Here is a 15,496-nt window from a genome sequence, read left to right on the forward strand (position 1 = left end):
TGAGGCTTTTTTCATTTCAATTTTATCTTAATTCAAAGTTGCAACAGCTGTTCTGATTCGCTCGACTGCTTCCACCAACGCTTCGTCGGCAGCGGCGGTTGAAATACGGATGCAGTTTGGCGCTCCGAAACCTGAACCCGCTACGGTAGATACGAAAGATTTATTTAACAACCAGTTGGAGAAATCGTCGGAGTTATTGATCACCGACTCTCCGTCCGTTTTTCCAAAATAATAACTTACATCCGGGAATGCGTAGAATGCTCCCTGAGGTACATTCACCTTAAATCCAGGAATCGCTTTCAACAAGCCAACAACCAGGTCACGACGACGCTGATATGCTTTTGCCATCTCGATTGAAGGCTCCATTGGCCCATTAAATGCGGCAACGGATGCTTTTTGCGCGATGGAATTTGTGCCGGAAGTAACTTGCCCCTGCAATTTTTCAACACCTTCGGAAATCCATTTAGCAGCGGCGATGAAGCCGATCCGCCAGCCCGTCATAGCATATCCTTTCGCAACACCATTTACGGTAATTACGCGTTCCTTCAATTCAGGAATGGAACCGATACTGAAATGTCCTTCTTCCGTGAAGTTGATATATTCATAAATTTCGTCCGCGAGGACGTAGATATCTTCGTGTTTTTCCAAAACCGCCGCGATCTCTCTCAATTCTTTTTCTGAGTAAACGGCTCCCGTTGGATTGTTTGGGGAAGCATACATTACGATTTTCGTACGAGGCGTAATGGCAGCTTCAAGTTGCTCCGCTGTCACTTTGAAATCATTTTCAAAAGCACCATCGACAATTACCGACTTTCCTTCTGCCAGTTTCACCATTTCGGAATAACTAACCCAGTAAGGTGCAAAAATTACAACCTCATCGCCCGGATTGATCAAAACCTGGATCACGTTTGCCAGGGAATGCTTGGCTCCGGTGGAAACCACAATGTTTTCCGGTTTCCAATCTATATTGTTATCTCGTTTCAATTTGTCAGCAATAGCCTTTCGCAGGTCCGGATAACCTGCAACCGGAGAGTATCCATGAAAACCATCATCGATGGCTTTTTTGGCCGCCTCGCAAATGTGCGCGGGCGTCTTGAAATCAGGCTCTCCAACACTAAGACTAATTACTTTGTGGCCTTGGGCTGCCAACTCGCGTGCCATTTTTGTCATTGCCAGCGTCGAAGATTCTTCGAGGGCGTTGATACGGTCGGCTAACAACCGTGATCCCGTTTGGGTTTGCTCTGCTACTGCGGACATTGCAACGATTAAATTTAGTTAAAGTAGGTACTGCTATCTGTATCAACAAATTGCCCGCAAAGGTACAGGTTTTTGAATGCTGTTTGAGGAATGTTGGTAAAGATTTGGTAAAACTTAGCATACTATTTTATTAATCCGGCGTCTTAAGAATAAAAAAAAGCCTTCATTAAAATGCATCCGAATGGACTCAACCATCACAATCGAAGAACTGCTGTTTTTGGCTAACATCCCAGAAAATTTGCACGCAGCATTCCTGCGCGTAACCAATGGACTACATCAACGGGCCAAATACCCAAAGGAGAAAGTTTTTCTGCTTTTGGTCAAAATGTTACACAGTCCGAAGAAGTATGCCTTTTCGAAAAACAAGATTACCAATCTTGCCAAAACCATTTACGAAGAAATAAAAAACGGCGTCGAGATTTCACTGACCGATGACGGAAAGGAATTGTTATATAATGAAGAAGCTGTGCTCACATTGGAAGATCGGGAGACGCAGCCAAAAAATGCATTTAACCTGCGTGAAGACAAGCTCGACTATGCGGTTTTTGGAAAAGAATACATCGAAGAAGGCGCATTGCAGCAAATGGAAACTGCTACCAGCCTGCCGATTTCGGTTGCGGGCGCATTAATGCCCGACGCGCATCAGGGATATGGTTTGCCGATCGGCGGCGTGCTGGCGACGGAGGCGGATAAGGTCATTCCATTTGCAGTGGGCGTGGACATTGCCTGCCGCATGTGCCTTTCCATTTTCGACATTTCACCGGACTACCTGAAACGGGAGTCGCATTCATTGAAAAAGATACTGCTTGAAAATACCAAATTCGGAATGGGTGGTGAAATTGGTCGTAAATATGATGATAGCGTCATGGATCTTCCACAATGGGGAGCAACAAAACTGATCAAAAACCTGAAAGACAAGGCTTACCGCCAGCTCGGTACTTCCGGAACCGGTAATCATTTTGTTGAATGGGGTATTTTGGATGTCCTGGAAAATGATGCTTTGCTCGATCTGCAAGTGGGACAATATCTTGCGTTGCTGTCACATTCCGGTTCCCGGGGTTTTGGAGGAAATGTAGCCAATCACTATTCCAAGATGGCCATGCAGAAAACGGTCCTCCCCAAACCGGCAGCACATCTCGCCTGGCTCGACCTGAACTCGGAAGAGGGCCAGGAATACTGGATCGGGATGAATTTGGCCGGAGAATACGCTTCTGCAAATCACCATGAAATCCATAACAAGATCGCCCGAGACTTACATGAAAAACCATTACGGATGATCGAGAACCACCACAATTTCGCCTGGAAAGAAAAACTTGCCGATGGTCGCGAGGTGCTCGTTCATAGAAAAGGAGCCACACCTGCGGGACTAAACGAGCTGGGCATTATCCCCGGCTCCATGAGCCAGCCTGGATATGTGATCCGTGGAAAGGGGAATGCGGATTCGCTGGCTTCTGCATCTCACGGCGCGGGCCGACTTATGTCCCGAACGAAAGCATTTACTTCGACAACCTGGAGCGAAATGAATAAAGTCCTGGAAGATTCTGGTATTCAACTCATTGGCGGAGATCTGGATGAGTCGCCGATGGTTTATAAAAACATTGAAGATGTGATTTCCGCACAAACGGACCTGGTTTCGGTTCTTGCGCGGTTTTCGCCCAAAATAGTGAGAATGGCCGATCCAAACCGAAAAGAAGGAAGAGAAGATTAATGCTTTTTCTCAAAACACTTCGCCTAGATTTACAAATAGTCCACGCGAACCTTTCATCCCAAAACCGTAATCAATGGCGATATTGGCCCTGGATTTTTTATTGACCTTTATCCTCAATCCTACTCCGCCAGCCGGTGCAATTTTGGTGAAATTATTTGAAGGCCAATTTGATACACTTTGCGCATTTCCGAAAACGACGGCTCCCAGCAGGCCATTTCGGGTGAGTGACATTCGGTATTCTGTTTCAAAGTAGAGCAATTTCGGACTACGAAACCGACCCTGAATATAGCCTCGCCCCATACTCGTCGACGGATCCCAGCCGGTACTGGGAAGGTCGAGATACGGCGACTTGCCGCTTACGATCAGCCAGTTGTAATTCCAGAATGCCAGTGTATTCCGACTTCCCTGAGGTAGGTTGAAGTATTTGCGGATATCCACAACGATCGAGTTCCAGTTGCTTGTGCTATTCATTTTTTTTAAACTCGATCGGTATTGCACGCTGGTGTAGAATCCTTTTTCAGGATTAATGGAATTGGTGCGGCTGTCGTAGACCAGTGTAGCAACCGGCCCGGCAGATATTGATTTTGGTGTCAGTCCGTATTTAAGAACGTCGTCATTCCGATCTTCCTGACGAATATTCCACCGGTAATCGTAGAAAAACCCGATTCCGGCGTAAAATGAATTGGTGACTTTCTTCAGTACCGTCTGATGCAGCCGGATGTGCGAATAGTCTATTTTAGAAGCGTCGCCGAGTTCGCTGTTTGGTCCAAGCCCGTACGTATCCTGAGGATATTTGAAATACCGCCAGTCTGTAAGGATATTAAAATCATTGTTCCGCGTCCAGATGCTGGCTTGCAGCGGAACGGTGATTTGTTTGTACTCGGTGTAAATGAAGTTGGCGGTAATGCTCGATATTCTCGTTTTATGCGGATTACTCGAATAAAATGCGGAATTCACATTCATCGAACCAATAAAACCGGAGGTTAATGTGTAGCCGAAAGCAGGAACAATGGAAAACAGCACTTTCCCCGTTTTCAGAACTGTATCCACTTTGACAGAGTCCTGACGGTGCTTTTTTCGAAGGTTTTTAAGCACATCAATAATATCCTTCTGCAAAACGATCTTCTCAATCGAGTCTGCTTTTGCGACGGGTTGGCTGTCCGATATTTGCATAGGCCGGCTATGGGATTCCACACCTGTGAACGTCAGGTACAAAAACAGCGCCAATATGCGTATATAATTTCGTTTCAATTCGCGTCCGGGGGTAACTTTGGTAATATCCAAATGCTATACCAAAATGATACCGGGAACAAAAAAGCCACCAGGTTCAATGTGAACCTGGTGGCTTTTAAACGTCAGACACTATTTATTAAGCCAAAGCAGCTTTCAAATTTTCGTCAATTGCATCAAGGAACTCTTCTGTGTAAAGGTAATGCTCGCCATGCTTGACGTCATTCCCGTGAATATTCACAGCCAGATCTTTTGTCATTTTACCACTTTCAACTGTTTCAATACACACTTTTTCAAGTGCAAGGCTGAAGTCGATCAGAGGCTGGTTGCCGTCCAGTTTACCACGGAATGCAAGACCACGTGTCCACGCAAAAATGGAAGCGATCGGGTTCGTTGATGTCGGCTTTCCTTTCTGGTGCTCGCGGTAATGGCGTGTAACCGTTCCGTGCGCCGCTTCCGCTTCCATGGTTTTGCCATCAGGCGTAACCAATACAGAAGTCATAAGTCCCAGCGAACCAAATCCTTGTGCAACGGTATCAGACTGAACGTCACCGTCATAGTTTTTACAAGCCCAAACAAAGTTACCTTCCCATTTAAGAGCAGAAGCAACCATGTCGTCGATCAAACGGTGCTCGTAATGTACTTTGCCAGCATATTCCTGCTCGTACACTTCCTGGAAAATATCCTTGAAACGTCCGTCGTATTTTTTCAGGATCGTATTTTTTGTCGAAAGATATAATGGCCAGCCTTTATCCATGGCAACATTGAAACACGCCCGAGCAAATCCGTAGATCGACTCGTCGATGTTGTACATTCCCATTGCAACACCAGCACCTTTGAACTCATACACTTCGTGCTCGATCACTTGTCCATCTTCGCCTTCAAACTTGATGGTCAGTTTTCCTTTTCCAGGAACTACAAAATCGGTTGCTTTATACTGATCACCAAATGCGTGACGACCAACAATGATAGGTGCAGTCCAGTTTGTAACCAGACGCGGCACATTGCTCATAACGATCGGCTCGCGGAAAACGGTACCATCCAGGATATTCCGGATCGTTCCGTTTGGCGATTTCCACATTTGTTTCAGATTAAATTCTTTAACGCGGTCTTCGTCAGGAGTGATCGTAGCGCATTTGATCCCAACGCCGTATTCTTTAATCGCATTTGCCGCATCGATCGTAACCTGGTCATTGGTTTCGTCGCGATACTCAACGCCGAGGTCATAGTACTTAATATCAACATCCAGATACGGTAAAATGAGTTTTTCTTTGATAAACTTCCAGATAATCCGGGTCATTTCATCGCCATCCAGTTCTACAACGGGATTGTCAACTTTAATTTTGCTCATGTCCTAAATTCTATACTAGTTAAAGATTTGAAACCGATCGTGAAAGTACAAACAATCGGCTAAAAGCTGAAAAATAGGCGACTAAATTGGTTTTAAACTTTCCTATTGCGCTTTTATGGCCTGCATTTACAGCATTTAATCCGCACATCGCATTACTGCCTGGCACAGGTTTTTAACTGTAATATGAAAATGTTAAGAATTTTTATAACTGTTTTAAACTTAATGGTTAATGAAATCGCTACACGCATGCGCCGCACTACTTACATTAATTGCCGTATCCATCACATCCTGTCGAACTGTATATGCGCCAAATGCGGTTAATGCCCCGCTTTTGCAGGAAAAGGGAGAGTTTAAAGCAACCGTTGCAACAAATAATATTCAGCTCGCCGGCGCCGTCACCGAACATGTAGGAGTAATGGTGAATGGATACCTTAATGCCTATACAAGTGACGACAAAAGCTTCAAAAACAATGGAAAAGGTGGGGAAATCGGGATCGGCTACTTCGGCCATACCGACCAGCGTCTTTCCTATGAAGCGTATGCCGGCGCTGGGTTTTATAACGTAAGCATAAAGGAATCCAACAATACGAAACGATTTGATTCAGACGCAATGAAGTATTTTGTACAACCGTCTATCGGCTGGGTTAATCCATATTTTGAAGTTGCATTGACGCCCCGGCTTTCGATGATTAAGTATAAAATGCCCGATATTGCCGGATATTCAAGTGAGGAAAGTGCTGCCAATTATTTCAATATCATCGACCAGAAAATGTATGCGTTTTTTGAACCTGCACTCACTCTTCGCGGTGGCTATAAGTTTGTAAAACTGCAATTACAATACGGCCATTCGTTTAAACTTTCGAAAAACAACATCAATAACGATTCAGATATTGGCAGCATTGGGTTAATTTTTGATATTGCTTCCTGGTACAAAAACTAGCGAATGATCAACAAAGCCATTCTCAGACAGCAATTTCTACAAAGGCGAATTTCATTGTTCGAAGAAGAAAGCCAGAAAAAAAACGACGCCATTTATCGTCTGACAAAAAATGTTTTCAAGGTTTATTCAAAAAAAACCGTACATGTATTTCTCCCGCAGCCTGAAAAAAATGAGGTGGATACCTGGAAGCTGGTCAGATGGTTTTGGGCGAATTTGCCTAAATCACAGATCGTCGCACCTTATGTCATTCCCGGAACATTTGAAATGGAGCATTATGAGCTGAATAAAAACACACCACTTATTCTCAACCGTTGGAAAATCCCTGAGCCCGACCCTGTTAAGTCGAAAAAGATCCATGAAGATCAGATTGATGCTGTGCTGGTCCCACTTTTGATTTTTGATAAAAAAGGATATCGCGTCGGCTACGGAGGCGGATATTATGATCGTTTTCTGAAAAAGTGCCGCCCGGATACGGTCAAAATAGGTGTATCATTTTTTGAGCCTGTGGATGAAATCGGGGACCTTGATGCGCACGATGTACCGTTAAATATGTGTATTACACCGGAATATGTGTACCGATTCTAAATTTCCTTGTAAATTTGCGGCACTTTTCGCCTTTTCTGACGAAGTGTAAAATCAATTTTATCCATTTAATCTCAATGCAAGAATGAAAATCGCAGTAGTAGGCGCTACCGGTTTGGTGGGCGGCGAAATCCTCAAAGTGCTCGAAGAGCGTAATTTCCCGGTGACGGAATTGTTAGCCGTTGCATCAGAAAGATCTGTTGGTAAGGAAGTTACATTCAAGGGTAAACAGATAAAGGTGATCGGATTTGAGGACGCGATTGCTGCCAAACCTGAAATAGCGATATTTTCGGCCGGCGGCGGTACATCTCTTGCACTTGCACCGAAATTTGCGGAGGCCGGTATTACCGTAATTGACAACTCATCAGCTTGGAGAATGGACCCTACGAAGAAACTCGTAGTACCAGAAATCAATGCCGGCGAATTGACCAAAGAAGATAAGATCATTGCAAATCCAAACTGCTCCACCATTCAAATGGTGGTGGTTCTTAATCCTTTGCACAAAAAATATAAAGTCAAACGCGTTGTTGTCTCAACTTACCAGTCGGTAACCGGCACAGGAAAAGCGGCAGTTGACCAACTTTTCTCAGAACGTTCGGGCGACCACAGCAAAAGTAAAGTATACCCACATCAGATCGACCTGAATGTGCTGCCTCATATCGATGTATTCCTGGATAACGGTTACACCAAGGAGGAAATGAAAATGACGAATGAAACGAAGAAAATCATGGGCGACGACAGCATTGCTGTTACCGCCACTACCGTTCGCATTCCAACCATTGGCGGTCACTCTGAGGCAGTTAACATCGAATTTGAAAATGAATTTGACCTGGACGAAGTTCGCCAGATCCTCAGCGAGGCGGAAGGTGTAATCTTGCAGGATGATCCTAAAAACGCATTGTACCCAATGCCTTTAACGGCTCACGGAAAAGACGAAACTTTTGTAGGCCGCATCCGTCGCGACGAATCACAACCTAAGACATTGAATTTGTGGATCGTAGCTGATAACCTAAGAAAAGGTGCAGCGACCAATACCGTTCAGATCGCCGAGTTTTTAGCAAAACACGATTTGGTTGGTGTTGCGCAGGAAGTGTAGGAATTGAAAAAAAATATATTAGATGAAAGAGCTGCCTAAAAGTGGCTCTTTTTTCTTTTTCCCTCTTCTCCTTTCTTCCCCTAAATCCCCTGAAGGGAACTTTTCTTTACTCCATATTATGCCCTTTTAGGGGTTTAGGGGTTTAAGGCTTTGGGATCACCTATCCACCTCCCCCATTACCACATCAATCGATCCGATAACGGCTACCAGATCAGCTAGTAATGCGCCTTTTGTAATTTCGCCGATCACCGAAAGGTTATGGAAACAACATGAGCGGGCTTTGCATCGTACCGGAATGTCCGAACGGCCGTCGGTTCTGAAATAAAAGCCAAGTTCACCTTTCGGGCTTTCGCCTCTGACGTAAAAATCCATGGCTTTCGGACGTATCTTTTTAGGAACTAATGCCTGAGGATTAAAGTCTCTTGTTCTTTTGTAGTCACCTGTAAGTTGTGCAATGCTCTGTTCGATCAGCTTTACCGATTCCTGACATTCCACCACCCGCACCCAGGTCCGGTCCCAGCAATCGCCGGTGGTGCCCATCTTCCCTTCTCCGATCGGTATCTCAAAATCAAGTTCCGGATAAACAGAATAGCCATCCACCTTTCGGAGGTCATACCTCAATCCCGAGCCCCGTAACATGGGGCCCGTGCAGCCGTAGTTAACCGCCACAGGCAATGGGAGCACTCCGACGTTAGCCGTACGCTGAATGAAAATCTTATTATCGATTACAAGCTGTTGTAATTCAACAAGTTTCGGTTTTAAATATTTAATAAACTCTAAACACCTTTCTTCAAAACCAACCGGTAAATCATAGAAAAGCCCGCCGATCCAGATGTAATTGTAAAGCATTCTGGCCCCGCAGGTCCATTCGAGCAAACGCAGGATCTGTTCCCGGTCGCGCATCATCCAAAGAAACGGCGTATATGCTCCAATATCCATGGCATAGGTACCCAGCGCTACGAAATGCGAAGCCAGTCGGTTCAGTTCGGCGACTACTACCCGGATGTACTCAATGCGTTTCGGAATATCATTTTCGATGCCTAGCATTCTCTCCACGCCCATTACATATGCGTGTTCGGAATTCATCGCCGCAACATAGTCCAGCCGGTCTACGTAAGGAATGATCTGGTTGTATGGAAGGGATTCGGCGTGTTTTTCAAAACAGCGGTGTAAGTATCCGAGATGTGGGACGACGTCTACCACCACTTCACCGTCTGTCACTACCTCCAATCTCAAAACCCCGTGAGTAGAAGGGTGTTGCGGCCCCATATTCAACACCATCTCTTCGGTACGAAGATTTTCGGAGTTGTATTTTGTAGGCACGGAAACCGTCAGATATTCCGGTTTATACTCGTATTGGATCGTGTTGCTCATAACTAAAATCTCACCAGTTTCTGATCGTGAACTTCCACCCGCAATGGCCCGATCGGCCGGCTTTCATTATGCAGCCGATCCACTGCAGTTACATAGTAAACATATCGCGAACCGGATTCAGCAGTCTGATCGATAAATTTTTCACCTTCGTGGCACATTCCCAAAATCCGGCGCGGGTCATGAGCGGTCGCCTTTTCTTCTGCCGAGAACCGGTAGATCACATAGTACCAGGCTCTGTCGCCGTCGGACGCTTCATCCGGCCTATCCCAGGTTAGTTCCAAACCTTTCGAAAGTAAGGTTGCTTTCAGGCTTTTCGGTGCCAGCGGCGGAGTGCGGTCTTTCCAGGGCATCGTCGGGACTAATGCAGGGTAGCGGAAAAAATCCCGGCGAAGAGAATCAACAAATCCCAAACTATTTCCTCGCAGCGACCGGGAGCTGAAAAAGATAGCCCCGTCCGTTTCGCTATCCCGCAGATAACGGATCTGATTCGGTACTTCCACGGGGTTGGACCAATGCGTATCTCTGTCTTTATACCCGACACGATAGGCCCCTATCCCTATATATAAATGCCTTTCGAACGAATTTTCGGTCCACCAGTCAACCAGGTTTCTATACGGTACGCGATTGAATCCGGAAGAAAAATACACTTGCGGCGCAATGTAATCCACCCAGCCTTCTTTCACCCATTTTCTGCTATCCGCAAAAAGATCGTCGTAAGATGCCAATGCGCCAAAGGTTTTTGATCCCTCGGCTTCGCGGTCCTTATTTCTCCAAACCCCGAAAGGACTGATACCGAATTTAAGTTTTGGCTTTACTGCAGCTAATGCATCATGGATCTGTTTCACCAGAAGATCGACATTATGCCGACGCCAATCCGCTTTGTTGGTATGACCGTCCGCATATTTCCGGAATGTAGCCTCATCCTGGATCACCTGTCCGGGAGAAGCGTATGGATAGAAATAATCATCAAAATGGATTCCGTCGACATCGTAATTTCTGGCGACGTTCACGGTCATGTCGGTGATAAACTGGCGCACTTCCGGGAGACCAAAGTCGAACAATTTATATCCGTCATAAGTCAAAATCCATTCCGGATGTATTTTGCTGATGTTTTCTGAAGAAACGCTGGTAGAAGATTTGTGGACTAACCGATTGAGATTAAGCCAGGCATGAAATTCCAGTCCGCGGCGGTGCGCCTCAACGATCATGAAATCCAGCGGGTCCCACATGGGCTCCGGCCGCCTGCCTTGTCGGCCAGTTAGCCATTCCGACCACGGTTCCGGGCTTTTGGCATAAAATGCATCCCCGGCTGCCCGCACCTGCACGAATACCGCATTCATGCCTACTTTTTTGTGAAAATCGAGAAGATTGGAAAACTCTTGCTGCTGTTCTTCTGGCAAGAGATTTTTACTGCTTGGCCAGTCGATGTTATCAACAGTGGCTATCCAAACTGCTCTGAACTCTCTTTTGGGGGGCAAAATCTCGTCAGTCTCGGCAGATTGGGCAATGCAGCTTTCCATTAAAAACATCACTATCGCAAAGGAAAGCGCAACAATTTTAATTTTTTTCACTATATAACCAATGCAAAATGTTAATCCAGTCAAAGTAACGTAATTTGAAACAAAGTTAGCCGAGAAGCGCCTTAAATTCATTCGATCATGGGCTCCCCGTGCTTGAAACGGCTTATACACCTTGTTTACCACTTTCTTGACTTTTTTATATTTTGTGGTAAAAAAGGCTCTGATTTAGAAATATCGGACACTAGAAACAAAAGGTTTATTATTGTAATTGTGAATAATTTTTCTGCATATTTATTGTGTAATTACAAGGATTTTTGTGACTTAAAGTAAACAGGAAATGTTGTGAATGCAGCCAGTAACGTTTAAACATACATCCCATATTGGAACCTTTTGTTAAAACCACTAAGAAAAACGTCCTGTTTGAAATTGCATGGGAGGTTTGTAATCAAGTTGGAGGAATATACACAGTTATAAGAACCAAAGTCCCTGCTATGGTAGAAAAGTGGGACGAAAACTACTTTCTGCTGGGGCCTTATTTCGAGAAAAAAGCATCATCGGAATTTGAAGAAATAACAGATCTGGAAGACTCTCCCGCAGGCAGGGTAGTGAGGAGAATGCGTGACATGGGCTACATTGTGCACTATGGCTACTGGCTGGTTACCGGCAAGCCGCGCGTAATCCTTTTCGACCTTGATAGCATCTCAAAGGAATTGGACCAGATCAAATTCAACCTGTGGGAACGCAGCAGGATCCCGACCATTAATGCAGAGCCACTGGTAAACCAGACACTTTGCTTTGGCGAAATGACCCGGATATTTTTAAAAGAATATGCCGAGGAAAATGCTAAACGTGAGGACATTACGGCTCAATTTCATGAGTGGATGGCCAGTAGCGGATTACCAGACCTGAAACGCGACAATGTGAAAGTCGCTATGACCTTCACTACCCACGCGACCATGCTGGGACGTTATCTGGCGCAGAATGTCACTGGATTTTACAATAAGCTCCCGTTTTTCGACTGGGAGCAGGAAGCCAAAAATTATGGGATATTAACCCAATGTTCCATCGAGAGACAATCCGCATTGAGCGCGCATGTGCTTACCACGGTGAGTGATGTTACGGCGCGTGAATGCGAAGTCTTCCTCGGCAGAATGCCTGATCTGGTAACACCAAACGGACTGAACGTCGTCCGTTTCCAGGCAGTACACGAATTTCAAAACCTGCATTTAAAACATAAGGAACGGATCCACGAGTTTGTTCTGGGGCATTTCTTCCCGAGCTATTCGTTTGATCTGGATAAAACACTTTACTTCTTCACTTCCGGACGTTATGAATATAGTAACAAAGGTTACGACCTCACGCTGGAAGCTTTGGCACGTCTGAACTGGAAAATGGTGCAGGCGAATATGGATATGACCGTCGTGATGTTCATTGTGACCAAACAACCTTACTATTCCGTCAACCCCGACGTGCTGCAGTCGCGGGCGGTTTTGAATGAGTTGCAGGAAACGTGTACGGCGATTGAGAAAGAGGTTGGGGAAAAACTTTTCCTGGCTACGGCGTCCGGCGCTGATCACAAAATGCCCGATCTCAATAATTTCGTCGATGAATATTGGCGGCTGCGGCTGCGGAGAACCATTCAAAGCTGGAAAACGGATAAACTTCCTGCATTCGTTACGCACGATCTGAAAGAAGAAGATGGTATTACCGAATTCTGTAAACGGGCCAATCTGGTCAACAATGAGCGTGACCGCGTTAAAATCGTTTACCATCCGGATTTCATTTCTTCGACCAATCCATTATTCGGGCTCGATTATGGCCAGTTTGTCCGCGGCTGCCATTTGGGTGTCTTTCCTAGCTATTATGAGCCCTGGGGTTACACGCCGCTCGAATGCGTGGTTCGCGGGGTCCCGACTGTGACGAGCGACTTGTCGGGTTTTGGGGATTACATCATGCAAATCATGCGGGATTATGAAAACAGGGGCATTTATGTCATCAATAGAAAGTCACAAACATTCACGCAGGCGGCAGACCAGCTTGCTGACATTCTTTTCAAATTTGTGAGAATGCAGCGCCGCGACCGCATTATGCAACGAAACCGTGTTGAAAATATCTCGGACGTTTTCGACTGGACCAATCTGCGGTCGTATTACGATACCGCGCATGATCTGGCGACGAAACGGAAGAAGCCGTAAAAACGAAAAGACCCGCAAAAATGGCGGGTCTTTTCGTTTTATATTCATACCCTTACAAAGCCGCATTCAGATAATTTTTTACAGTAGCAATACTGCATACCTGAATATTTTCCCGTAGAAGGTAATCTTCGGCCGAAGGCGTAACAACAAGTAGTAACGGATTTCCTAAATCCTGCTGTGCAAGTGTATTTCCGCGACTAAGGCTCGGACTATTTGTATATTTTATTTCAATCGCAATTTTCACACTTGTTCCTTTAACCAAAATCAGATCAAGTTCGGCTCCATCGTGCGTCCGGTAAAAGAAAGGTTGCACATTAAACGGTAATGCCGCAATGATTTGCTGAATAACATATCCCTCCCAGGAATTACCGATGATAATATTCCCAGCCAGATCTTCTGAACTTGTTATTCCTGCCAAAGAATGCAACATGCCGGAATCACGGATATAAATCTTTGGTGTTTTAACGAGACGCTTATTCACATTTATATGCCAAGGTAACAAGCGCCGGATCAAGAATGCATTTTCCAGATAATCCAGGTACGTTTGAATCGTCGGCACAGTCATTTTTAATGAATTTGCCAATTGCGAGATATTCAGCAAGCCTCCATGCACACTTACAAGCATGTTTAACAACAATCTTACATTACTCGGATTTCCAGGCAGCCCCAGCAATGGCAGATCTCTTTCGATGTAAGTATTAACAAAATCACTCATTTTTCTGAATGAAGATCTGTCAGAAACCGCCAGCAACATAGCAGGATAACCGCCTCGTAACCAATGTACTGAATAGGCAACTTCATTGTGAACCTCATCAAATTGCAGAGGATGAAGTTCAAGATAGGAAATGCGCCCTGCCAAAGTTTCTGAACTGTTCTTTAGCATATCGGGCGAAGCTGAGCCCAGCAGAAGAAATCTACCTGGCTCTCGCTGACGATCTATCAACGAGCGCATTAACGGAAACAGTGATGGCATACGTTGAATTTCATCCAGGATAATCATGCTTTCACGCCTTTCGTCCAGATAGAGTTCGGCATCTCTCAAGCGTGCGAGATCCGCATTTGATTCCAGATCCAGGTAAATGGATGGCTTTTCAAATCGTTGTTGCAGATTTTTCACTAATGTAGTTTTGCCAACTTGTCTTGGACCAACCAACGCGACCGCAGGATTATCCGAAATCTGCTCAAAAAGCTCATTTTCAATGATTCGATCAAACATATTTGAAAAATTAATCCCGTAAATTTAAAATTAAATTTTAAAATATCGGTATTAATTTTGGGATTTAAAGCATAAATCAGGAAGCAAACCTCTCCTAATGAGAGATTCTTAGTACCTTTTACCACATTTAAAAAGGCTTTAAAGAAACCAAATGAATTACATTGAAGTTGAAATCCACGTCGAGGCCGATTTTTCGGAAATCATCGTGGCAGAGTTGGGTGAGGCTGGATATGAGTCTTTTGTTGAGACAGAAGATGGGTTGCTGGCCTACATTCAGGAAGAGGGTTTTGACCAAAAAATATTAGATGAACTGACTGCCAAATACCAGGATTTAACGACAATAGCGACCTCCTGGAAATCGTTAGAAAGGAGAAATTGGAACGAGGAGTGGGAAAAAAGCTACGAACCGATTGTAGTCGGTACTAAAATCCGGGTTAGAGCAACCTTTCATGAACCGGACCCTTCTTTTACATATGATTTACTGATTCAACCCAAAATGTCATTTGGTACCGGCCACCACGAAACCACCTGGCTGGTGATGAATGAGCAATTGAACCTACCTCACGACGGCTTTTCTGTTATGGATGTGGGATGTGGAACGGGCATTCTGTCCATTTTAGCCGCCAAACTTGGTGCAACGAGTTTGCTTGGGTTTGATATCGATGAATGGGCAGTCGAGAATACCGTGGAGAATTTTGAAATGAATGAATTGTCTGCGGAAACCGAGGTTTTTCAGGGTACCATTGACAAAGTTGAGGGTGGAAAAATGTTCGGAGGGATTTTGGCGAATATCAACCGGAATATCCTTCTCGCAGAAATACCGAAATATCTTCAGCATTTGAAACCAGGCGGCTGGCTTGTGACAAGTGGCTTTTACGAGGTGGATCAGGCTGATATAGAGCAATGTGCATTTAATAATGGTTTGAAGAAATTAAGATCAAATACACGAAATCAATGGGCTTGCGTTGTATTTGAAAAGATTTGAATCCGGCAACAAGCGCGAAGGTCAAAAGAAGCTAATAGCTGA

Annotated in this window: 12 protein-coding genes; 6 read left to right on the forward strand and 6 right to left on the reverse strand. The window is 44.9% G+C overall.

Translation table 11 applies throughout. The annotated features are described in order from the left end of the window. Nucleotides 1–27: 27 nt before the first annotated feature. Nucleotides 28–1,257 (reverse strand): pyridoxal phosphate-dependent aminotransferase, encoded by a 1,230-nt coding sequence (locus LZG72_RS16460; RefSeq protein ID WP_233874745.1) that lies wholly within the window; start codon nt 1,255–1,257, stop codon nt 28–30. A 181-nt stretch (nt 1,258–1,438) separates the two neighbouring features. Between LZG72_RS16460 and LZG72_RS16465 the strand changes: the two genes are divergently transcribed. After that, on the forward strand, nt 1,439–2,965 hold the full coding sequence (locus tag LZG72_RS16465) for an RtcB family protein (protein WP_233874751.1): 1,527 nt from the start codon (nt 1,439–1,441) through the stop codon (nt 2,963–2,965). Between the two features lie 9 nt (nt 2,966–2,974). Here LZG72_RS16465 and LZG72_RS16470 read toward each other — a convergent pair whose 3' ends face one another. After that, nucleotides 2,975–4,138, reverse strand: a complete 1,164-nt coding sequence (locus LZG72_RS16470; RefSeq protein WP_233874754.1) for a hypothetical protein — start codon at nt 4,136–4,138, stop codon at nt 2,975–2,977. 196 nt (nt 4,139–4,334) lie between these two features. Then, complete coding sequence (locus LZG72_RS16475) at nt 4,335–5,546, reverse strand: NADP-dependent isocitrate dehydrogenase (RefSeq protein WP_233874757.1); 1,212 nt, start codon at nt 5,544–5,546, stop codon at nt 4,335–4,337. A gap of 229 nt (nt 5,547–5,775) precedes the next feature. On the opposite strand from LZG72_RS16475, the gene LZG72_RS16480 reads away from it, so the two are divergent. From LZG72_RS16480 to LZG72_RS16490, 3 genes are all read left to right on the forward strand, one after another. Further along, complete coding sequence (locus LZG72_RS16480) at nt 5,776–6,486, forward strand: hypothetical protein (RefSeq protein ID WP_233874758.1); 711 nt, start codon at nt 5,776–5,778, stop codon at nt 6,484–6,486. A gap of 3 nt (nt 6,487–6,489) precedes the next feature. Next, nucleotides 6,490–7,071: a 5-formyltetrahydrofolate cyclo-ligase gene (locus LZG72_RS16485; protein WP_233874761.1), complete on the forward strand. Its 582-nt coding sequence runs from the start codon at nt 6,490–6,492 to the stop codon at nt 7,069–7,071. Nucleotides 7,072–7,153: 82 nt separating this feature from the next. After that, complete coding sequence (locus LZG72_RS16490; RefSeq protein ID WP_233874764.1) at nt 7,154–8,164, forward strand: aspartate-semialdehyde dehydrogenase; 1,011 nt, start codon at nt 7,154–7,156, stop codon at nt 8,162–8,164. Nucleotides 8,165–8,320: 156 nt separating this feature from the next. Here LZG72_RS16490 and LZG72_RS16495 read toward each other — a convergent pair whose 3' ends face one another. After that, entirely contained in the window at nt 8,321–9,538 is a 1,218-nt protein-coding gene (locus LZG72_RS16495) for an NADH-quinone oxidoreductase subunit D (protein WP_233874767.1), read from the reverse strand. 2 nt (nt 9,539–9,540) lie between these two features. Next, nucleotides 9,541–11,109, reverse strand: a complete 1,569-nt coding sequence (locus LZG72_RS16500; protein WP_233874769.1) for a family 10 glycosylhydrolase — start codon at nt 11,107–11,109, stop codon at nt 9,541–9,543. Between the two features lie 329 nt (nt 11,110–11,438). On the opposite strand from LZG72_RS16500, the gene LZG72_RS16505 reads away from it, so the two are divergent. Next, nucleotides 11,439–13,253 carry a glycogen synthase gene (locus LZG72_RS16505; protein ID WP_233874772.1) on the forward strand — a complete coding sequence of 605 codons (1,815 nt, stop codon included), beginning with the start codon at nt 11,439–11,441 and terminating at the stop codon, nt 13,251–13,253. Between the two features lie 52 nt (nt 13,254–13,305). On the opposite strand, the gene LZG72_RS16510 is transcribed toward LZG72_RS16505, so the two are convergent. After that, the gene (locus LZG72_RS16510) at nt 13,306–14,469 is read right to left on the reverse strand and encodes an ATP-binding protein (RefSeq protein WP_233874775.1); all 1,164 of its coding nucleotides are present in this window, start codon (nt 14,467–14,469) and stop codon (nt 13,306–13,308) included. A 151-nt stretch (nt 14,470–14,620) separates the two neighbouring features. On the opposite strand from LZG72_RS16510, the gene prmA reads away from it, so the two are divergent. Next, a complete protein-coding gene (gene prmA / locus LZG72_RS16515) occupies nt 14,621–15,454 on the forward strand; it encodes a 50S ribosomal protein L11 methyltransferase (RefSeq protein ID WP_233874798.1) in 834 nt (277 codons plus the stop codon). Nucleotides 15,455–15,496: the final 42 nt, after the last annotated feature.

It is taken from the genome of Dyadobacter sp. CY323, from assembly GCF_021390245.1.
Classification (GTDB): Bacteria; Bacteroidota; Bacteroidia; order Cytophagales; family Spirosomataceae; genus Dyadobacter.